Source organism: Marinobacterium zhoushanense, from assembly GCF_014641945.1.
Taxonomy (GTDB): Bacteria; Pseudomonadota; Gammaproteobacteria; order Pseudomonadales; family Balneatricaceae; genus Marinobacterium_D; species Marinobacterium_D zhoushanense.
Genome location: NZ_BMIJ01000009.1, coordinates 38,126 through 58,523, shown reverse-complemented (window position 1 = coordinate 58,523; position 20,398 = coordinate 38,126). Strand labels below are relative to the sequence as shown.

At 55.1% G+C, this 20,398-nt stretch carries 23 protein-coding genes and 1 pseudogene; 8 read left to right on the top strand and 16 right to left on the bottom strand.

All coding sequences use genetic code 11. From position 1 onward, the window contains the following. Nucleotides 1-151 precede the first annotated feature (151 nt). Together IEX40_RS19775 and IEX40_RS19770 are read right to left on the bottom strand one after the other, a co-directional pair. A complete protein-coding gene (locus IEX40_RS19775; protein ID WP_188751526.1) occupies nt 152-490 on the bottom strand; it encodes a hypothetical protein in 339 nt (112 codons plus the stop codon). A gap of 34 nt (nt 491-524) precedes the next feature. Further along, nucleotides 525-1,382, bottom strand: a complete 858-nt coding sequence (locus tag IEX40_RS19770; protein WP_188751524.1) for a hypothetical protein — start codon at nt 1,380-1,382, stop codon at nt 525-527. A 178-nt stretch (nt 1,383-1,560) separates the two neighbouring features. Between IEX40_RS19770 and yhdJ the strand changes: the two genes are divergently transcribed. Then, nucleotides 1,561-2,457 carry an adenine-specific DNA-methyltransferase gene (yhdJ, locus tag IEX40_RS19765; RefSeq protein WP_188751523.1) on the top strand — a complete coding sequence of 299 codons (897 nt, stop codon included), beginning with the start codon at nt 1,561-1,563 and terminating at the stop codon, nt 2,455-2,457. Here yhdJ and IEX40_RS19760 read toward each other — a convergent pair. The 4 genes and pseudogenes from IEX40_RS19760 to IEX40_RS19745 form a co-directional block, all read right to left on the bottom strand. Beyond that, complete coding sequence (locus tag IEX40_RS19760; protein WP_188751521.1) at nt 2,449-3,489, bottom strand: type II restriction endonuclease; 1,041 nt, start codon at nt 3,487-3,489, stop codon at nt 2,449-2,451. The genes yhdJ and IEX40_RS19760 overlap by 9 nt on opposite strands. Next, a complete protein-coding gene (locus IEX40_RS19755) occupies nt 3,486-3,719 on the bottom strand; it encodes a helix-turn-helix domain-containing protein (protein WP_188751519.1) in 234 nt (77 codons plus the stop codon). Before IEX40_RS19755 ends, IEX40_RS19760 begins: the two co-directional genes overlap by 4 nt. A 106-nt stretch (nt 3,720-3,825) precedes the next feature. Continuing rightward, nucleotides 3,826-4,026: pseudogene (locus tag IEX40_RS19750) on the bottom strand (magnesium chelatase domain-containing protein); the annotation flags it as partial. Between the two features lie 40 nt (nt 4,027-4,066). Continuing rightward, a complete protein-coding gene (locus tag IEX40_RS19745; RefSeq protein WP_188751517.1) occupies nt 4,067-4,360 on the bottom strand; it encodes an accessory factor UbiK family protein in 294 nt (97 codons plus the stop codon). A gap of 327 nt (nt 4,361-4,687) precedes the next feature. Between IEX40_RS19745 and glnK (IEX40_RS19740) the strand changes: the two genes are divergently transcribed. The 5 genes from glnK (IEX40_RS19740) to astA all read left to right on the top strand — a co-directional run bounded on the left by glnK (IEX40_RS19740) (nt 4,688) and on the right by astA (nt 10,349). Continuing rightward, nucleotides 4,688-5,026 carry a P-II family nitrogen regulator gene (gene glnK / locus IEX40_RS19740; RefSeq protein ID WP_036188202.1) on the top strand — a complete coding sequence of 113 codons (339 nt, stop codon included), beginning with the start codon at nt 4,688-4,690 and terminating at the stop codon, nt 5,024-5,026. Nucleotides 5,027-5,074: 48 nt separating this feature from the next. Beyond that, nucleotides 5,075-6,334 (top strand): ammonium transporter AmtB, encoded by a 1,260-nt coding sequence (gene amtB / locus IEX40_RS19735; RefSeq protein WP_188751515.1) that lies wholly within the window; start codon nt 5,075-5,077, stop codon nt 6,332-6,334. 170 nt (nt 6,335-6,504) lie between these two features. Then, a complete protein-coding gene (glnK, locus tag IEX40_RS19730) occupies nt 6,505-6,843 on the top strand; it encodes a P-II family nitrogen regulator (protein ID WP_188751513.1) in 339 nt (112 codons plus the stop codon). A gap of 136 nt (nt 6,844-6,979) precedes the next feature. Then, nucleotides 6,980-9,070, top strand: a complete 2,091-nt coding sequence (locus IEX40_RS19725) for a putative bifunctional diguanylate cyclase/phosphodiesterase (protein ID WP_188751506.1) — start codon at nt 6,980-6,982, stop codon at nt 9,068-9,070. Between the two features lie 211 nt (nt 9,071-9,281). After that, entirely contained in the window at nt 9,282-10,349 is a 1,068-nt protein-coding gene (gene astA / locus IEX40_RS19720) for an arginine N-succinyltransferase (protein ID WP_188751504.1), read from the top strand. Here astA and IEX40_RS19715 read toward each other — a convergent pair. Together IEX40_RS19715 and IEX40_RS19710 are read right to left on the bottom strand one after the other, a co-directional pair. Further along, entirely contained in the window at nt 10,277-11,593 is a 1,317-nt protein-coding gene (locus tag IEX40_RS19715; RefSeq protein ID WP_188751502.1) for a sensor histidine kinase, read from the bottom strand. The genes astA and IEX40_RS19715 overlap by 73 nt on opposite strands. After that, nucleotides 11,590-12,306 (bottom strand): response regulator transcription factor, encoded by a 717-nt coding sequence (locus IEX40_RS19710; protein ID WP_188751500.1) that lies wholly within the window; start codon nt 12,304-12,306, stop codon nt 11,590-11,592. The genes IEX40_RS19715 and IEX40_RS19710 overlap by 4 nt, the downstream gene beginning before the upstream one ends. 150 nt (nt 12,307-12,456) lie before the next feature. On the opposite strand from IEX40_RS19710, the gene IEX40_RS19705 reads away from it, so the two are divergent. Continuing rightward, nucleotides 12,457-12,945: a Spy/CpxP family protein refolding chaperone gene (locus IEX40_RS19705; protein ID WP_188751498.1), complete on the top strand. Its 489-nt coding sequence runs from the start codon at nt 12,457-12,459 to the stop codon at nt 12,943-12,945. Between the two features lie 46 nt (nt 12,946-12,991). On the opposite strand, the gene IEX40_RS19700 is transcribed toward IEX40_RS19705, so the two are convergent. Then, the gene (locus tag IEX40_RS19700; protein WP_188751496.1) at nt 12,992-14,227 is read right to left on the bottom strand and encodes an MFS transporter; all 1,236 of its coding nucleotides are present in this window, start codon (nt 14,225-14,227) and stop codon (nt 12,992-12,994) included. Nucleotides 14,228-14,376: 149 nt separating this feature from the next. Between IEX40_RS19700 and IEX40_RS19695 the strand changes: the two genes are divergently transcribed. Then, on the top strand, nt 14,377-15,267 hold the full coding sequence (locus IEX40_RS19695) for a LysR substrate-binding domain-containing protein (RefSeq protein WP_229680859.1): 891 nt from the start codon (nt 14,377-14,379) through the stop codon (nt 15,265-15,267). 35 nt (nt 15,268-15,302) lie between these two features. Here IEX40_RS19695 and trmB read toward each other — a convergent pair whose 3' ends face one another. The 7 genes from trmB to ftsE all read right to left on the bottom strand — a co-directional run bounded on the left by trmB (nt 15,303) and on the right by ftsE (nt 20,392). Beyond that, the gene (gene trmB, locus IEX40_RS19690) at nt 15,303-16,001 is read right to left on the bottom strand and encodes a tRNA (guanosine(46)-N7)-methyltransferase TrmB (protein ID WP_188751492.1); all 699 of its coding nucleotides are present in this window, start codon (nt 15,999-16,001) and stop codon (nt 15,303-15,305) included. A gap of 69 nt (nt 16,002-16,070) precedes the next feature. Then, nucleotides 16,071-16,865, bottom strand: a complete 795-nt coding sequence (locus IEX40_RS19685; protein WP_188751490.1) for a thiazole synthase — start codon at nt 16,863-16,865, stop codon at nt 16,071-16,073. Nucleotides 16,866-16,913: 48 nt separating this feature from the next. Then, on the bottom strand, nt 16,914-17,114 hold the full coding sequence (gene thiS, locus IEX40_RS19680) for a sulfur carrier protein ThiS (RefSeq protein ID WP_188751487.1): 201 nt from the start codon (nt 17,112-17,114) through the stop codon (nt 16,914-16,916). Further along, nucleotides 17,092-17,493 carry a DUF423 domain-containing protein gene (locus IEX40_RS19675; protein ID WP_188751485.1) on the bottom strand — a complete coding sequence of 134 codons (402 nt, stop codon included), beginning with the start codon at nt 17,491-17,493 and terminating at the stop codon, nt 17,092-17,094. The genes thiS and IEX40_RS19675 overlap by 23 nt, the downstream gene beginning before the upstream one ends. A gap of 211 nt (nt 17,494-17,704) precedes the next feature. Beyond that, nucleotides 17,705-18,559: an RNA polymerase sigma factor RpoH gene (rpoH, locus tag IEX40_RS19670; RefSeq protein WP_188751484.1), complete on the bottom strand. Its 855-nt coding sequence runs from the start codon at nt 18,557-18,559 to the stop codon at nt 17,705-17,707. Nucleotides 18,560-18,711: 152 nt separating this feature from the next. Then, the gene (gene ftsX / locus IEX40_RS19665) at nt 18,712-19,734 is read right to left on the bottom strand and encodes a permease-like cell division protein FtsX (RefSeq protein ID WP_188751482.1); all 1,023 of its coding nucleotides are present in this window, start codon (nt 19,732-19,734) and stop codon (nt 18,712-18,714) included. Continuing rightward, nucleotides 19,724-20,392, bottom strand: coding sequence for a cell division ATP-binding protein FtsE (ftsE, locus tag IEX40_RS19660; RefSeq protein WP_188751480.1), 669 nt, complete (start codon nt 20,390-20,392; stop codon nt 19,724-19,726). Before ftsE ends, ftsX begins: the two co-directional genes overlap by 11 nt. Nucleotides 20,393-20,398: the final 6 nt, after the last annotated feature.

Sequence of the window (20,398 nt, the reverse complement as noted above, 5' to 3'; positions counted from 1 at the left end):
TAATATATTAAAAAACAAAGTTTTTCAATCCAGAAAATACCTTTTTGTTATAAATATATTGTCTTAATATATGTTGTTATTAGGGGGCGTCAAAAGGCAGTTAAATAATAACGTAAAGGCGAATGAAATGTTACCAAAAGGCTAAATTGACTTAAAACTTATTCAGCTTCAGCTTTTTAGTAATTTTATCTAGAATAATATCATCTTTATCTTTTATATTGAAAATATTCGACATATCGTATTCTATAATGAACACAACAACACCCTCATAATACTTATGGTTCTCAATGTAATCTAATGATAAATCTAGACCATAACCTGCACACATATAGTCATAAAGACAGAATGACTTATTTCTATTCTTGTCGCCAGAGGCAGCAGAGACTGTTATTTCATGCCTTATAGAAAAATCAAGCCTATCTCTGAAGTAATTATCAAATGAATCTACTAATCCAGATGCATCAATGGAAAAACAATCTGTGACTTTCACTATTAGTCTAACCAACTCATATCTTTGACTATTTTTAAGGCTTCGGCCCAGTTCTCTTTCTATTTTTTCTACTATTTCCGATACATTCATCTTCTATTATTTTATTATATATACTTAGCACATCCCGAACGTCACTCATGAAGTCATATTCTTTTAATTGCTCCACGGTTCTTTGCATCCTATTCCTTTGCCGTCTATATTGATTCATATCATTTAACAAAAGAGCATTAACATATTTATCAATTTGTTCAGATAACTTCTTTATGTTTCTCTCAATAATTAAAATGCTATTTTTTTCTTCTTTTATACTCTGTAATTTACCGTTAGTCCGACCTATCATTTCGGGCTTATAATAATTTCTATCTAAACCATATATTTTATAAACCAGCCCATTAAATATAGATTTAAGTACATTAGTAGTACTAGGTCTAGACAGTTCTACCGCATAACTTTTACCATTTATTCTCCTTGGTATTAATATATTCAAATGCGAATTGTTCTGATCATGGACATTTATAAATGTATGCTTCACTAAAACTTTATAGTCCACATCAATAATTCTTGAAACCTCTTTTAGTACACTTTTACTTATTTCTACCCATTCTTGCCTTGTCGGTTGAATAGAGGCAGGCATTGATAGGCAGAAGCTTTGCGCTGTTACAGTTGGAGGCCTACCACCCTTCTTATTAGCGGCAACCTCCACACAAGCTTTATTAAAGTCTCTTGCTACCGACGAAAAAAAGTAATCAGCATTATTTAATAGCGCATAAATATTGTTGGTTTTCAAATGATTCTTGTGTTTTGAATCCTCTAGATACCGCAGATAAACTGCAAGACCATTTAAACCATTTTTTATAGACTCACTTCGTACAAAAAAATTCTTGATACCCATAATAAAATGGATACCATAAATGATTGTAACGTCAATATATAAGATGCATTCAAGATGGAAAAACTAAAGTTTTTCCTCTTGCTAAGGGAGACCCTTAGAACCCCAATCTATTTATTTTATAGACGACATCATGTAGACTATAGGCAACAGTCTTATAATTGGGAGGCAATGATCAAAAATGGTTACAGGTTTAAACTTCCCCACCAGAGAGTTTTCTGACGGCACGAATAAAGTCGTGCATGGTGAAGCACTATCATATCTAAAGTCTATTCCTGACAACTCTGTTGATCTTATTTTTGCAGACCCCCCGTACAACATAGGAAAGGACTTTGACGGCTTAACAGAAAACTGGGACGAGGAGCATTTTCTTAACTGGTGCTATCAGTGGATAGACGAGTGCTACCGCATTCTCGCACCAAATGGTACTTTTTATTTAATGAATAGTACGGAGAATATGCCATTCCTAGACATATGGTGTCGTAAAAGCTTCTTTGTTAGAAGCCGTATTGTTTGGTCTTATGATAGCTCTGGTGTTCAAGCAAAGAAATATTTTGGCTCTATGTATGAACCTATTCTCATGCTTACCAAAAATGAGAAAAACTACACTTTTAATGCCGACGATATTTTAGTTGAAGCAAAGACAGGTTCTAAACGTAAGCTCATTGATTATCGAAAGAATCCCCCTCAGCCATACAACACCAAAAAGGTCCCGGGAAATGTTTGGGATTTTGCCAGAGTTAGATTCAAAATGGATGAGTATGAGAACCACCCAACACAAAAGCCAGAGTCTCTTTTAGAGAGAATTATATTAGCATCTTCAAATGTTGGTGATACTGTTTTAGATCCTTTTTCTGGTAGCTTCACAACTGGTTCTGTTGCTATAAAAAATAATAGAAAATTTATTGGCATTGAAGTGAATGAAGAGTATTTGAAAATTGGATTAAGACGGTTGAACATACCTTCAGATTACACAGAAGAAGAACTAGCCAAGAACAAGAAAAGAAAGACAAAAAACCTCTCAAAACGGGTTCGAGAGGTTTCTGAAGCTACGATAAAGCAGGCCAGTTTAATCTAAAAGACCATACTCTAATTTAAAACTTTCTATAATAGTTTTTTGGAGCTGCTTAAGCAGCTCCTCACTTTCACCAATCCAATTCAAAATTGAAGAAAGCTCGTTTAAGGTAAATATCTCCTCGAAAAGCTGGCAGTATTGATCAGCCTTATCCTGTCCAATTTCTTTAACAGAAGCTTCTCGAACCAATTTCATGACTGAGTTTTTATCTAACTCTGTTTTAATCACAAATGAAATTGGGAATTTATTTGTTTTGTCAAAATCCAAAAAATATTTTTTGAAGTCCAGCGTTTCGGTTACCTGAAAAAACCTACCAAATGGCTTAAGTACAAAATCAATCCCACCATCGTTTGCATTAGTTCGACCTGTTCGATACAAACTCAAATTTTCTTTATATAATTTACCTTCAAAGGTGTACTCAATTGTTTTTTGAGCATACCAGTGATGCATAATACTATATGAAACAATTTCGAAAAGTCTTGCGTCAGAATTTTTTTCAAATGCTTTTTCAACAACTGAAACTATATTCGACCTAGACTGAGCATCTTCAATTTCTTCAAGATATTCATTCTGGTTAGTCTCTATTATTCGTACATATGTATCTATAACATCAACTACAAACTTACTAACGGAAAGAGGATTTGATCCTTTTTCTTTCAACAGCAATTCGGAGACCTTTCTCGCTTTTTTTCTTCCGTTGAGCTGTGCATTTTGAACGGGCAACATTTCATCAGAAACTCCATATTGTCTTCTTACTTCGTCGTTAAGTCTATTATCTAAAGGGTGATTCTGAAGTTTTGATCCGAACGGTAGAGCCCTCATTCTCACCATCAATTCACTAAATGACGATCCTTCTTTATTATCTCGATAATCCTCACATATAACATAAAGAGCATATAGGTTCCCAAGTGACCGGCGAGCCTTACTACCTCTATCTGAAGCTTTTGTTTTTCTTTCTAAATATTTATAAAGTGTTATTTCAGGAGAAATATCATATTTTAACGCAAGAGCTTGTATAAATGAGGCTTCATTCATAGCACATCATCTTCCTTGAAGTTGAGAAGTTCTGAAGGGGTTTTATTAAGTGCGGAGGCAATCTTAAGGAGGTTTATCAAGCTAGGATTCCTCTTCCCCCGCTCTATGCCGCTTATATAGGTCCTATCTAGCCCAGCAGACAGCGCTAATTGTTCTTGGCTGTAATCAGCAACCAGTCGAAGCTTCCTTAAGTGCTGACCGAATGCCGTCAACGTCGTCGACTCGTCCATAAAGAACCTTATTCAAAAAACAGAAGGATCTCAGGGTGTAGACAATGAGTCTACGGACCATAAGTCACATTTATTGCGCACTTTTATTTCTGGTATATATCCGTCAGAGCGTGATACGGCGTTGGGGAAAATCGAAGCCGGCGGTGATCAACGCGCTGCGAACGCGTTCACGGGATTCTTTGACCGCCGCCTCCGGCAGCCCGACGATAGACAGGGAGGGCAGGCCTCCCGACAGGTGAACCTCGACGGCTACGGCGGGTGCATCGACACCCAACTGAGCCCGTGTATGAACGATGGCTAAAGACATGACTCCGTCCCTGGGTCATGGGCTGGCGCTTGCCAGCGGTTTATTCGGAGGGTGTATCACTGTCCGGCTGGTTGGTATCCGCAACCGGCTGCTGCCCCTGCTGTTCGAGCTCGGCTACACGCTTCTCCAACTGCTCGACCAGCTCACGGGTACGCGCCAATACGGCACGCTGTGCGTCGAACTCATCACGCGTCACCAGATCCAGACGCGAAAAGGTGCCCTGAACCAGGGTGCGAATCTGCTGCTGCAGCTCATGCTGACCCGGAAGCTCACGCGCACCCTCAAACAGATGGCCAATCTGGGCGCTAAGGCTGTCTATCAATTTTTGACGCATCGAGTCACTACTCCCCTGGATCCTTTATCTGATATCTGCCCGGAAACTATACCCCCGTCGCGGCTCGCTGTCAGGCTTGGTGCATGTGCCAAAAATTTGCGCACCAAAATATTGCACGCACCCGATCAGTGCACAAAAAACGAACAGTTTTACGAATATCGCACCCTTTCGATCCTGTTTAAATTTTATACATGGCATTTATCTAATTGTTAATTAAGCATTTTTTATAAATGGCACAGTTCTGGCTTGATCGCGACTCAACTGAGGCGTGCCGCGCCCCTAAGCAGCGCACACCTCGTTACCTATATTCCAAAGGGGACTTCAGAGATGAAACTGATTTCAGCAATTATCAAACCGTTCAAGCTGGATGACGTACGTGAAGCGCTGTCCGACATCGGGGTTCAGGGCATCACCGTTACCGAGGTAAAAGGCTTCGGTCGTCAGAAGGGGCATACGGAACTCTACCGGGGTGCCGAATATGTCGTTGATTTTCTGCCGAAAGTTCGCATCGACGCAGCGGTTGCAGACGACATCGTAGACCAGGTACTCGAAGCGATCAGCAAAGCCGCTCAGACCGGCAAGATCGGCGACGGCAAGATCTTTGTCATGCCGCTGGAGCAGGTCGTACGTATCCGTACCGGCGAAACCGGCCACGACGCACTCTGATCCACTCACTGTTTATTGATGTTGTAGGCCTGATGGAGGGCTAAACAGATGGAAGAACTTCTGAATACAACAGCTGGGGACGTAACCCAGCTCAAATACGCGCTAGACACCTTCTACTTCCTGGTGTGCGGTGCGCTGGTCATGTGGATGGCCGCAGGCTTCGCCATGCTCGAAGCCGGCCTGGTCCGCGCCAAGAACACCACCGAGATCCTGACCAAGAACATCGCGCTGTACGCGATCGCGTGCATCATGTACTTCGTCAGCGGTTACGCCATCATGTACGGCGGCGAATACTTCCTCAGCGGCATCACCGGCGACGGTTTCACCGGCGCTGAAGAGCCGGCCACCTACGCGCCGTCAGCCGACTTCTTCTTCCAGGTAGTGTTCGTCGCCACTGCGATGTCCATCGTCTCCGGTGCCGTTGCCGAGCGCATGAAGCTCTGGTCGTTCCTGCTGTTCGCAGTGGTCATGACCGGTTTCATCTATCCGATGGAGGGCGCATGGACTTGGGGCGGTAACGCCGTGTTCGGTATGTACACCCTGGGCGATCTCGGCTTCTCCGACTTTGCCGGTTCAGGCATCGTCCACATGGCGGGTGCTGCTGCGGCTCTGGCGGGTGTCATGGTACTGGGTGCCCGTAAAGGCAAGTATGGCAAGAACGGCGAAATCAACGCCATTCCGGGTGCCAACCTACCGCTGGCGACCCTGGGTACCTTCATTCTGTGGCTGGGCTGGTTCGGCTTCAACGGCGGTTCCGTGCTGGCAACGGCATCCGTCGAAAGCGCCAACTCTGTTGCCGTGGTGTTCATGAACACCAACGCCGCCGCGACCGGTGGTGTCGTTGCGGCGATGATCGTGGCTCGCATCCTGTTCGGTAAGGCGGACCTGACCATGGCGCTCAACGGTGCACTGGCCGGCCTGGTTGCGATCACCGCTGAACCGTCTACGCCGTCTGCACTGCAGGCGACTATCTTCGGCGCTCTGGGTGGCGTGCTGGTGGTCTTCTCCATCATCACCCTGGACAAGCTGAAGATCGACGATCCGGTCGGTGCTATCTCCGTACACGGCGTCTGCGGTCTGCTCGGTCTGCTGCTGGTTCCGGTAACCAATGACGGGTCCAGCTTCTCTGGCCAGATCATCGGCGCCCTGACCATCTTCATCTGGGTCTTCGTTGTCAGCCTGATCGCTTGGCTGGTGATCAAGGCGATCATGGGCGTCCGCGTCAGCGAAGAGGAAGAGTACGACGGTGTCGACCTCTCCGAGTGCGGTATGGAAGCCTATCCGGAATTCGTGTCCAGCACCAAGTAACAGCACCCGCTCACGGGACCAGAGGGAGCCAACAGGCTCCCTCTCTGCGTTTACGGCACGGTGACGCATATGCGCAACCCGAGTATTGTGGGTATACTGGTGTATCCGGCGCCAGGCTAATTCTGCAGCCAGGGTCGGGATGCGCCTAACGATGAACGAGGAGTAAAACGATGAAACTGGTTTCTGCTGTGATCAAGCCATTCAAACTTGATGATGTGCGCGAAGCACTGTCCGATATCGGCATCCAGGGCGTTACGGTCACCGAGGTCAAGGGGTTTGGCCGTCAGAAGGGACACACCGAGCTTTATCGTGGCGCCGAATATGTCGTGGACTTCCTGCCCAAGGTCAAGCTGGAGGTTGCCGTGGATGACAGCATGGTCGACCAGGTGATCGAAGCGATCAGCAAAACCGCCAACACCGGCAAGATCGGCGACGGCAAGATCTTTGTTATGCCGCTCGAGCAGGTTATCCGTATCCGCACCGGTGAATCAGGCTCAGACGCTCTTTGAGCGTCTTGAAGCCGATAGTCCTGACGCTAACGATTCAATTTCATTAGGTTAAGGCCATTATGTCGCTGAAACATTGCACTTTATGCGGCTTTTGCTAGCATCAACAATCGGCTAGCAACTGGCATAGGCAGTATAAGTGCAGAAGAGTGATCAGCAGGCTTCTCAGGAGCCTGAATACCGGATGCGAGAGTATGCGCTGAAGGTGTTCCAGAACCTTGCCGAATCTCCGGTCAGTGCCTGCCTGTTAAATGACAGCGGCTACTGTTATGCCACTAACCACGCCTTCGATCAGCTGCTGGCCATCAACGGCGACTCCGATACCGCCAGCGAACTCCTGCTGCACAGTCAAGCCACCTCCCAGCTCCTGGACAAACTGACGGCTCTGTACCTCGGTGAGCAAACTGGCTGCACACTGAGCCAGTTCCGTGTGCCAAGCCCGGAAGGCCCTATCGATCTGCAACTCCATCTGTCACCGTTGAAAGATGACCAGGACGGGATCTGTGCCGTACTGGCTTTAGTGCAGGACGAGCGAATTCACCGCCAGCGCGAGCTGGAGCTAAAACAGCTCTCCAATGCCGTCGAAAACAGCGGCAGCGCCGTGGTCATCACCGATGCCCAAGGTGCTATCGAATACGTTAATACGCGCTTTACCGACATCAGCGGCTACTCCACCAGCGAAGTGATCGGCATGCAGCCCTCCTTCCTGAAGTCGGGCAACACACCGCGCGAGGTGTATGACGAGCTGTGGCGAACCATCCGCCGGCATCAGAAATGGCGCGGTACGCTGCACAATCGACGCAAGGATGGCAGCTTTTACTGGAGCCTGCAGTCCATTTCGCCGATCCTCGACGAAAACGGTACGCTGTCGAAGATCGTCTCGGTCAGCGACGATATTACCCAGCTCAAAGAGCACCAGCAGCAGATGGAGCGGCTGGCATTTTTTGATCCATTGACCGACCTCGGCAACCGCCGCCGCTTTCGTGACCAGTTGGAGGAGCTGTTGCGCACCCCCAGCGACGATATACGGGCGTTGTTGCTGCTCGATCTCGACCACTTCAAAAAGATCAACGACACCATGGGCCATGAAGCGGGCGACAAGCTGTTGCGTACGGTGGCCAACCGCCTACGTTTCTGCGTCAACGAGCCGCACACGGTCTACCGCTTGGGTGGTGACGAGTTCACGGTAATTTTGAAGGATCTCTCCTCGATCGACCGCATCCGCGACTATTCAGACGATATTATCGAACTGCTAGCGCAACCGCTGGATATTGGCACGCATCAGATGCAGGTCACGGTCAGCATCGGCATCACCCTGATCGGCATTGATGCCATGGATGTCAGCAGCCTGCTGCGCAATGCCGATCTGGCCATGTACCGTGCCAAGCATATCGGGCGCAACACCTACCAGTTCTACAGCCCCGAGATGAATGCAGAAGCGCGGCGCGCGCTGACGCTTGAACACGATCTGCGCCAGGCCCTGGACCGCAATGAGCTGAAGCTGGTGTACCAGCCGCAGATTGATCTGCTCAGCGGTAACCTGGTCGGGATGGAAGCGCTGTTGCGCTGGGAGCACCCAATTGAAGGCCCCATCTCGCCCAGCGAGTTTATCCCTATGGCGGAAGAGACCGGCCTGATCATCCCCATCGGCCGCTGGGTCCTGCTCCAGGCCTGTCGCCAGGCGCTGCGGATACGCGGATCGATCGGCGATCATTTCCGGGTGGCGGTCAACCTGTCCGCGCGCCAGTTCGACGATCTCGGTCTGCACGCCACTGTTGCCACGGTACTGCGCGAGACGGGGTTACCAGCAGAGGCCTTGGAGCTGGAGATTACCGAGGGGCTGATGATGGATAACTTTACTCACTCGGTCGAGGTGCTGCGCAAGCTCCGACACCTGGGGGTGACACTGGCGATCGACGACTTCGGTACCGGTTACTCATCACTGAGTTATCTGAAAAAAATGCCGGTCCAGGTGCTGAAGATCGACCGCTCATTCGTGCAGGATATCCCTGACGACCGGGATGATGTGGCGATCACCTCCACCATCATCCTTATGGCGCGTCAGCTCGGTCTTCAGGTACTGGCCGAGGGGATCGAAACCGAGGAGCAACGCCAGTTCCTGCTCGCCTCCGGCTGCCGGATCGGCCAGGGTTATCTGTTCAATAGGCCACTGCCGGCCGATGCCTTAATCGAGCACTACACCGCCGACTCAGCTCCCTCCCACGACTGATCCACACAAACTTATCCACAAATCAATCAGAATAGTAGATCTGTATACCTTATTGTTTTGAAAGAACTAATAGATCATCAAACACTGCATATCCCTATTTAGGTCACAACCTTATACACAGCAAAAGAGACGTTTCCAGTACACTTTTCGCCACACCGGCTACACTCAACAAGAGCGAATGACCGTCAGGATCTGGCGGAAGGAGGCGCAAGTGTTTGTGATCAGGCCCATCGAATATCGTGATCTCGAACTTCTGCAACAGATCGCCGTCGAGTCCGGTCCTGGTTTTACCTCCCTTCCCGATAATCCCGATTTTCTCGCCGACAAGATTCGCGTATCGGTCGAGGCCTTGCGCGCCCCCGCGACCCGGCCTGGGACCGAAACCTACCTGTTTGTACTTGAGGATCCCGCCACCGGCGAAGTGGCGGGCACCTGCGGCATCGCCGCCGCGGTAGGCCTGGATACACCGTTTTACCACTACCACCTGAGCACGGTGGTACACTCCTCTCGCGAGCTCGGCGTCTATAACGAATTCAAGACACTCAATCTGTGCAACGACTACACCGGCAGCTCTGAACTCTGCACGCTCTATCTACGCCCTCAGTACCGCCAGAGCGGCGTCGGCACCCTGCTGTCGAAGTGCCGCTTTCTGTTCATCGCGGAGCACCCCAACCGCTTCAACGAACGCGTGATCGCCGAGATGCGGGGCTTCACCGACCCGCAGCACACCAACCCTTTTTGGGAGGGGCTGGGGCGTCACTTCTTCTCCATGGATTACGACAAGGCGGACTACCTGACCGGCGCCGGCAACAAGGTGTTCATCGCCGAGTTGATGCCCAAGCACTCGATCTATATCCATCTGCTGCCGAAAGACGCCCAGGAGGTGATAGGTCGCGTCCACCCCAATACGGAGGCGGCCTACAAGATGCTGGAGATGGAGGGGTTCAGGTTTGAAAACTATATCGACATCTTCGATGCCGGTCCGACCCTGGCCGCGCGCCAGCAGGACATCAGGGCGATCACCCAGAGTCGCCGCCTGCGTATCAGCGTACAGCAGCAGGTGGAGATGGAGGGGGCACAGCGCTTCTTGATCGCCAACACCAACACCACCGGGTTTCGCTGTACCAGCGCCCTGATCAAACCCAACCGCGGCCAGGTTGCGCTGCCGCCAGAGGTAGCGGCTGCGCTACAGGTGTCCGACGGCGATCAGGTTCGCGCCGTCGCCTTAAGAACCGCGGCCGGCAAGCGTATCACGCACTCCAGCCCACTCTCAGGGTGATTACGGAGTTGCAGCTCCCCGCCCAGGCGCTCTATGGCCCGTTTGGAGATACTCAGTCCAAGTCCGTAGCCATCCGCCCCCTGATGGGCTCGCACGAAGGGTTCGGTCAGCCGGGCCAGTAACGCCTCCGGCACGCCGGCGCCGCGATCACGCAGCCGAATCTCGATAGTCCGATCCGCGAGCCGCAGCGCACTCAGCGTCAGCGGCGTCTCCACCGGCGTGTATTTGAGCGCGTTACGCATCAGATTATCCAATGCCCGGCGTAACAGGTCGCCATTGATTGCCAGATGAAGATCCTGCGGTTCGATGGGCGTTTCGAGTACTCGCTCGGGCTGGGTGTACTGCAGATCCTGGCGGATGTCGTCAAACAGCCGGGATACAGCGAACGCCTCCCCCTCCACCGGCGCCTGCTCCAGACGTGACAGGGAGAGAATTTCGGCAATCAGGCCGTCCAGTTGTTCGCACTCACGGTTGATCCGTTCAGCGGTGGCGTCACCCTCACCCAATTTCTGCTCCGCCAGGCCTGCCGCCACCTGCAAACGGGCCAGCGGCGCACGCAGTTCATGTGAGACATCCTGCAACAACCGCTGCTGGGCGGTCAGCGTCTCCTCTACATAGCCGGCCATCTGGTTGAATTCACGCGACAGTTCACCGATTTCGTCGCTGCGTCGACTGAGCCGCGTATGCGCACGACTGCTCAGGTTCTGGTGCAGGTAAAGCTCACGGGCATGTCGACGCAGCTGGTTGATCGGGCGTACGATCAGCCAGCTCAACAGCAGACTGGCCAACGCCGAGACCAGCAGCACCAGCACCGCCTGCATCGACAGCAGGAAGCCGATCAGGCGATTGAGATAGAACCCCTCCCGGGGCGCAGGCACCACCAGTTGCAGGCGCTTGCCGCCGTCTTCCAGTTCGAAGCGCAGCGTCCTCGGCCCTTCTGGCGGGCGTTCGTTAACACCGACAACGACCTCTCCACTCTCCACGTCCACTATCCACAGTGGCAGCGGCCGACGCCGGTCGTGCCGATCGTCGTCGTGAAACCGCCGGTGTTCGTCCAGCTCCCCTCGTGACAGTCGATCCAGCATCAAACTGGCCTGAGCCCGGGCCCGCGCTTCCAGAAGCTCCAGGCTCTGACGCTTCTCTGCCACCGTCAGCACGCCCAGCACCGTAATGCCGGTACCCGCCGCGCTCACCAGCCAGATCACCAGGAAAATCTTCCAGAACAGCTTGCTATACCACTTCATGCGCTGCCCTTAACGAACTGATAGCCCTGGCCGCGGATGGTTTTGATCAGCTCGACACCGTCGCCGACCAAGGGCGCCAGCTTCTGTCGTACCCGACTGACGTGTACATCCAGTGCCCGATCGTAGGCGGTGAGCTTGCGGTGCAACACCAGCTCGGTCAGCTGCTCCTTGCTCATCACCCGTCCAGCGTTTTGCATCAGGTAGGCGAGCACGTTGAACTCGGCACTGGTCAGCTCCAGCGCCTCGCCATCCACGCTAACCTCACGCAGCCCCGGATCGAGTCGAAGTCCCGAACGCTCGATCACCTGCTCCGGAAACAGACGTGGCTCCACTACCGCATCCGGTCCGGCACGGCGCAGAACCGCACGCACACGGGCGAGCAGCTCTCTAGGATTACACGGCTTGCCCAGATAGTCGTCGGCCCCCATCTCGAGCCCGAGTATGCGGTCGATCTCATCGCCGCGGCCGGTGAGCATGATCACCGGTGTGCGCAGACGCGGACGCAGCTGTTGCAGCAACTCCAGACCACTGGCACCGGGCATCTGAATATCGAGTATCAGCAGATCCCAGACGTCATCATCCGCCAGCCGCTGCAGCGCCGCTTCCGCCGAGTGACTGGCTTCAACCCTATAGCCTTCATGGCCGAGGTAGTCACTCAGCAGATTACATAGCGCGACATCGTCATCGATGATCAGCAGTCGTTCATTGCTCATAACGGTTCCTGAAACTGTGACATACCCCAATATTAAGGCCTTCAGCTCCACCTCGGGAAAGCTTTACCAAACTTTACCCCGGCCTAACCCAACTTAGCGCTGACCTTTCGCATACTGGGCACATCACAGAACAGCGAAGGAGACACAACCATGCGTAAACTACTGATCGGCGGTATTGCCGCCACCCTGCTCGCCACCTCCGTTGCCGGTGTCGCCGTGGCCCACGACAGGGGCGAATCCCGCCAGCAGCGCTTTGCCGAAGCGCTGAACCTGACCGAGGAGCAGCAGGCACAGATGAAGCAACTTTGGGATCAGCACCGCGAAGAGCGACAGCAGCAGCGTGAGGCCAAAGGCCAGGGACCAATGGCCGGTATGCGCGCCCTGGACCCAACCTCGGAAACCTTCCAGGCGGATGTGGATAAATTAATTGCCGATGCGCAGGCAAGGGTCGCCGAACGGATCCAGAACCAGGCACAGATGAAACAGGAGATGAGTCAGATCCTGACCCCGGAGCAGCAGACCAAGATGCAGGAGCTGATGGCGCAGCACGGCGACCGGGATGGCAAAGATTTTGGTCCCGGTATGCACAGGGGTGATTGGGGTGGGTATCACCGCGGTGAAGGCCGCGATTGCCACTGACCCCTGAAGCCAGCATGCCCGGCCGGTTCTCCGGCCGGGTCTACCGTTACGTCGCCTGTATCACCGAGCCGGGCTGAGGGGCGCGCATCACACGGGCCTCCCGAATCGGCCAGTGCACAAACGCCGCCATCAGTGCCAACCCGGCGGCCAGCCACCAGACAATATCGTAGCTGCCAGTCCGCTCGTAGATCACGCCACCGAAGTAGACCGCGCAGAAGCTTCCCAGCTGGTGTCCCAGAAATACGATGCCGTAAAGCAGCGACATGTAGCGGGTGCCAAACAGCGTCGCGACCATGCCCGAGGTCGGCGGTATCGTGGCGAGCCAGAAAAAGCCGGTAACGACACTGAATACCAGCACCGATGCCAGGCTGATCGGGACCAGCATAAAGACAACCAGAGACGCGGCGCGTACCGCATAGATGGTCATCAGCACGTCACGCTTGGGGTAACGGCCCGACAGGATACCGGACAGGTAAGCACCGGCCACGTTGCACAAGCCGATGATCGCGATGCACCAGGCGCCAACCTGGGCATCAAAACCGTTGTCTTGCAGAAACGCCGGCATATGGGCGGTCACGAACGCAAGCTGAAATCCGCACACATAGAAGCCGGCAACCAGCAGCAGGAAAGAGGGGGTCCTGAGGGCAAGTGCCAGTACCTGCTTGAGATCCATCTCCACTTCGTGTTCGTGCGTCACCGGCCCGGCAGTGGCACCCGACAGCAAGGGTATCGCCAGCGCCACCATCGCCAATGCCACCAGCGCCAGTATTTGCAGCGCCAGGATCCAGCCAAAGGCGCTGATCAGTTGCTGGACCACCGGTACCACCAGAAACTGGCCGAGAGAGCCTGCCGCGGTACCCAGCCCAAGCACCCATTGGCGACGGCTGATGTCCACCGCCCGCGCCATGGCCGGCAGCACGATGCCGAATGCGGTACCGGCGACACCGGCACCCACCAGCACACCGCCCGATCCATACAGCAGCCAGGGCGTATCGGCCCCCGCCATCAACCACATGCCGGCGCTGTAGAGGAGCGCACCGCTCACCAGCACGCGGCGAGTACCGAAACGGTCTGCCAGACCGCCGGCAAATACGGCGATAATGCCCCATACCAGATTCTGGATCGCCAGGCAGAGCGACATCACCTCCCGCGACCAGCCATTGGCTTCGCTGATAGGCGGTACAAACAAGCCAAACCCGGAACGGAAGCCAAAAGACAGCATCAACATCAAACAGCCACTGACAATGAGCAGCAGACTGCTGTTTCGTACAGATGATTTCATCGATATCTCGAACGGAAGGTCGTGCACAAAAGAGCATTTTTTCTGAACTATAAATGCTGTACAAACTATAATTACTATCGATATAGGATAGTTAAACTATTTCATAGCCGATTACCCATAGATGAGTTCATAGCGACATGAGATCACGGATGCCGCCCCTGCGTGCGCTGATCGCTTTTGAGGCCGCCGTGCGCCACGTCAGTTTCAAACTCGCCGCGAGGGAGTTGCATGTCAGTCCCGGTGCCGTTTCGCAACAGGTGCAAAAGCTAGAGGAGTGGCTTGGCTTTCTGCTGTTCTACCGCGAGGTCAGGCAACTGAGGGTAACGGAGCGGGGCTTGGACTATTACGCCCGCATCGCCTCGCCGCTGGAGCAGATCAGGCAGGAGAGTCATGCCAGCAGGGTAACCCCGCGGCGCTCGGTCTGCCTGTCACTGACACCGGCACTGGCGGCCAAATGGCTCGCGCCCCGTATGGCCGACTTCATCGCCAAACACCCTGATATCGACCTGCGTATCAATTCGGTCAGCCATCCGGTCGATTTTGTGCGCGAGTCGGTCGACCTGGCCATCCGCCACTTCAACGGTCAGGATCCAGCGCTCGACGCCACGCTGCTCTATGCCGGAAGTCTGCGCGTGCTGTGCTCGCCGGACTACCGCTCACGTTTAAACCTGCGACAACCGGACGACCTGGCCCGGACGGTACTGATACAGGTCTCGCAATATGCGTCCTGGGATGAATGGCTGCAGCGTTTTACCCTGCTGGATGCGGGCGCCCGAAAACGAATACATTCGCTGCATTTCGATCAGTTACTGCTTGGCATCGACGCGGCCAAACGCAGCCAGGGCGTGGTACTCGGCAATCGGCTGGTGGCGCGCGACGAGCTGGAGAAAGGGGAGCTGATCGACCTGTTTGACCAGGGATTCGAGCAGTCCAAAGCGTATTTTCTGGTCCACCCCCGACAGCAGCCGCTGAGTCCGGAAGCGAGTATGCTTAAGCAGTGGCTGGTGGCGCAGTTCGACAGCACCGATCATGCCGGCTGAGCCGAGGCCCAGCCGGCATGATCGGCGGGCATTCTTCAGCCAACCCGCTCGAAGATCAGATCCCAGACCCCGTGACCGAGGTTTTCACCGCGCTTCTGGAACTTGGTCACCGGTCGCCACTGCGGCTGAGGTGAGTACTCACCGTCGCCAGCAGCGTTACGGTAACCCTCTGCCGCGCTCATCACCTCCATCATATGCTCGGCGTAGTTCTGCCAGTCCGTGGCCATATGGAAGGTACCACCGATGCGCAGCTTTTGCCGAATCGTCTGCGCAAACTCCGGCTGCACGATGCGGCGCTTGTGATGGCGTTTTTTCGGCCAGGGATCGGGGAAAAACAGCTGCAGGCAGTCCAGGCTGGCATCCGGAATACACCGGGCCAGCACTTCGATCGCATCGTCACAGAACACTCGGATGTTCTCCAGCCCCTCGTCACGGGCCCGTGCCAACAGGCGGCCAACACCCGGCGGGTGCACCTCGATGCCGATAAATCCCTTCTCCGGTGAGAGGCGTGCCATCTCGATCAGGGAGTCACCCATACCGAAGCCGATCTCCAGCACCACCGGACGTTGATCGCCGAACAGACTGGAAAAATCGAGCATACCGCCGTCCAGCTCCAGACCATAGACCGGCCAGTTCTCCTTCAGGGCGCGCTCCTGCCCTTCGGTCATACGTCCCGCGCGGACCACAAAGCTGCGCACCTGACGCATCGGACGCTGCTGTTCTGTTTCGCTCATCTACTCTTATCTCAAGCAGGTTCGGGCGCCACGGCGCCCGAATTTCGTTTAACTCGGCCGGATTTTCGCTTAACCGATAGTGCCGACCAGCGGCGAGGAGGCACTGGCATAGGCCTTGCGCGGCATGCGACCGGCCAGGAACGCCTCGCGGCCGGCCTCGATCGCCTTGCGCATGGCACTGGCCATCAGCACCGGCTGATTAGCGGCGGCGATGGCGGTATTCATCAACACCCCGGCACAGCCCATCTCCATCGCCACGGCAGCATCGGAAGCAGTACCAACACCGGCATCGACGATGATCGGTACCTGGGCTTCCTCCATTATCAGGCGGATATTGTGCGGGTTGAGGATGCCGAGGCCGGACCCGATCAGCGAGCCCAGCGGCATCACCGCCACGCAGCCCATCTCCTCCAGGTGCTTGGCGACGATCGGATCGTCGTTGGTGTAGACCATCACCTTGAAACCGTCCTTGATCAGGGTCTCGGCGGCAGAGAGGGTCTCGACGATGTTCGGGTAGAGGGTCTTCTGGTCACCCAGCACTTCAAGCTTGACCAGATCATGGCCGTCGAGCAGTTCACGCGCCAGACGGCAGGTACGCACCGCATCCTGCGCGGTGTAGCACCCGGCGGTATTGGGCAGGATGGTGTACCTGTCCGGAGAGATAACGTCGAGCAGGTTGGGCTCGTCCGGGTTCTGACCGATATTGGTGCGGCGTACCGCAACGGTGACGATCTCGGCACCGCTGGCCGCTATCGCCTCACCGGTCTCCTGCAGATCCTTGTATTTGCCGGTACCCACCAGCAGGCGGGATTGGTAGCTTTTGCCGGCGATCACCAGCGGGTCGTTCAGCTGTTGCTCTGACATCTCTAGATCCTGCTTAAATTCTGATTGAAAGCCTTTACCGCCAGGCGCTCAGCCACCACCGATGGCGTGCACCACCTCGACGCGATCACCGGCCTTGAGCTCGGTTTTGTCGTGTTCGCTGCGCGGGACGATCTCCATGTTCAGCTCGATCGCGATGCGTTTGCCCGCCAGCCCCAACCGGTTTACCAGTTCAGCAAGATTGACGCATTCACCGGCGTCAAAAGGCTCACCGTTCACCTGTATCTGCATTCTGCTTTACCTTGCCTGAGATCGCGAACGCCAGCACCAGCCAGCCCGCGATCAATGAGACCCCACCTATAGGGGTGATGATGCCGAAATAGTGGCCGCCGGTCAGTGCCAGGGTATAGAGGCTGCCGCAGAACAGCAGCATACCGAGCACAAATAGAGCGGCGCTGAGTCGCAGCGCACGCAGGGGGTAGCGCTGCAGCAGCAAGCCAACACCGAACAGGGCGAACACATGATAAAACTGGTAGGTCACCCCGGTCTGGAACACCTCCAACAGGCGCGGTTCCAGCATATCGCGCAGCGCATGCGCGGCAAAAGCACCCAGCATCACCGCCAACGCCCCGCTCAGGGCCGCACACAGAAGAATCAGACGGGCCGACATCCACCACTCCGGAAACGAACAGGGTGCATAGTATACGCCTTGAGGCCGAGGCAATCACCGCTCCTGCACATCCGTGCGCCCGCGGCATACCGTATTACCTGCACATAAAAACGGCAAAGCCGCTGAACTCTCCATCGCGCCCCGGGGTATCTAGTCCCTCGCGGCCGGATCGTTGCAGCGGCTTGTACGCAGTTATTCAACCTTGCGGAGATCAGGCGATCATCGCCGCCTTGATCTTGTTCATGGCGTTTTTCTCCAACTGGCGGATACGTTCGGCCGAGACGCCGTACTTGGCCGCCAGGTCATGCAGTGTCGCCTTCTCTTCGTTGAGCCAGCGCTGCATCAGGATGTCGCGGCTGCGCTCGTCGAGCGCTTCCATCGCCAACATCAGCGCACGCTGTGAGCTCTCCTCCCAGTCCGCTTCTTCGAGCTGGCTGGCGGGATCCGCACTGTGATCCTCCAGATAAGCCGCCGGTGCCTGCCAGGCGCTGTCATCATCGCTGTCCATCGGCGCATCGAAAGCGGTATCGGTGGAGGCCAGTCGCCCCTCCATCTGGCGCACGGTCTTGGCGTCGACGCCCAGATCCTGGGCTACCGCCTCGACCTCGTCATTGCTCATCCAGCCCAGGCCCTTCTTCTGCGAACGCAGGTTGAAGAACAGCTTGCGCTGCGCCTTGGTGGTGGCGATCTTGACGATACGCCAGTTGCGCAGGATGAACTCGTGCATCTCCGCCTTGATCCAGTGCACCGCAAAAGAGACCAGGCGCACACCCATGGTGGGGTCGAAGCGTTTGACCGCCTTCATCAGGCCCACGTTGCCCTCCTGGATCAGGTCACCCAGCGGCAGACCGTAACCGGAGTAGCTGCGTGCGATATGCACGACGAAGCGCAGATGAGACATGACCAGCTGGCGTGCCGCTTCCAGATCGTTCTGGTAGTGCAGACGCTCGGCCAGCTCTCTCTCCTCCTCGGCAGTGAGGATAGGTATTGTGCTCACGCTCTGTACGTAGGCGTCGACATTGCGCCCCGGAGAGAGTTGTTCAACAACTTGTAAGCTCGTGCCCATTTAAGGAGTCACCTCGTAAACATCCAGCAGTTTGAAACCGGTTGTAAGACCGGCGGCGAGGAGCCAAAGTTCCATCCCCACGCCATGCAATTCTATTTCGGACCGGAAAAAATAGCCTCTGGCAGGCCAAAACGCAACACCTGCCCGCCTTTCTAGCCCGGTTCGATATCACGCAGATGGCGCCCCACCGCAAGCCAGGCCCCGCCCAGTCCAAGCAGGATACCGATCAACAGTAGCGCCAGTGATTCGACCGGGCCCAGACCCTGTACAACATAGCCGTTCAGATACAGCGCGGCCAGCGCTTGCACCGGCTCTGAGATCAACGCCAATGCCAGTTGCGCAAGCAACCAGGCCAGCAGGGCCCCAAAGGCGCCGAACCAGACTCCGCTATACAGAAAGGGCCGACGTACCCAGGCATCGGTAGCGCCGACCATTTTGCTGACCAGGATCTCATCGCGGCGGCTCTCTATGGTCATCCGCACCGTGTTACCCACCACCAGCAGCACCGTCAGCGCCAGCAGGCCGCCTAGCACCCAGGCACTGCGTTCGGCCAGCGCCATAAACGCCCCCAGCCGGCGTACCCACTCCAGATCGAGCCGTGCTTCCTCGACTTCCGGCAGCGCCGCCAGCTTCTGCTGCAAAACCTGCAACTGGGCCGGGTCGTCGTGACGTGGAATCAGGGTAATGACGGCAGGTAACGGGTTGCTATCGAAAAACTCGAGCAGGTCGTCGAAGCGAGTGTAGGCCTTGAAGTCCTCCAGCCCCTTGTCGCGGCTGATCAGCTCCACCGATGCCAGGTCGTCGCGCAACAGCAATTCGCGACTGAAGCTGTCGATACGCTCGTCACTCAACGACACATCGAGATAGAGCGAAATGTGCGGATCGGTATCCAACCCCGCGGTGAGCTGATCCACGTTCTTCAGCGCGGTGAAAATAAACCCGGGCAGCGCCAGCGCGATCGCCAGCACGGCCAGCGTCATCAGCGACGCCAGTGGCGTGCTCCACAGCCGCAGCAATGCCTGGCGCGCCACTTCGATATGGTGACGCAGCCAGCCACGACTGCGATCGGCCAAGCCGATCCGATGTTGTTCGGCGCCGCGGCGGGGGGCATCACTGCGACGAGGCGACTCCGCGCGACGGCTGGCCCCCTGGTGCTGACGCGGCTCAGTAGCCATCGGCCACCAACCTTCCGCCCTGCAGGTGCAACACACGATGCCGCAGGCGGTTGATCAAGCTGAGGTCGTGACTGGCGATCAACACGGTGGTGCCGATGCGGTTGAACTGCTCGAACAGGTGCATGATGTCCTCGGACAGATCCGGGTCCAGGTTGCCGGTGGGCTCATCCGCCAACAGCAACTTGGGCTTGTGCACGATGGCGCGGGCGATACCGACTCGCTGCTGCTCACCGCTGGACAGCGTAATCGGGTTCAGCTTCTCCCGCGACAGCAGGCCCACCTTGTCCAGCGCCGCCCGTACACGTCGCGCCGCGTCAGCCGGATCATAGCCGGAGATCTGCAGCGGCAGCGCCACGTTGTCGAACACACTGCGGTCGAACAACAGCTGGTGGTTCTGGAACACCACACCGATCTCGCGGCGGTGGAAGGGGATCTGTTTGTGCGGCAGCTTGGTCAGGTCGCGATCGCCGACCCAGACGCCGCCGCGGCTGGGCCTTTCCATCAGCATGATCAGCTTCAGCAGGGTACTTTTGCCGGCGCCGGAGTGGCCGGTCAGGAACGCCAGCTCCCCCGACTCCAGGGTAAAGTTCAACCCCACCAGCGCATCATGGCCGTTGGGGTAGCGCTTGCCGACGTTGCTAAAGCGGATCGCGGTCATAGATGC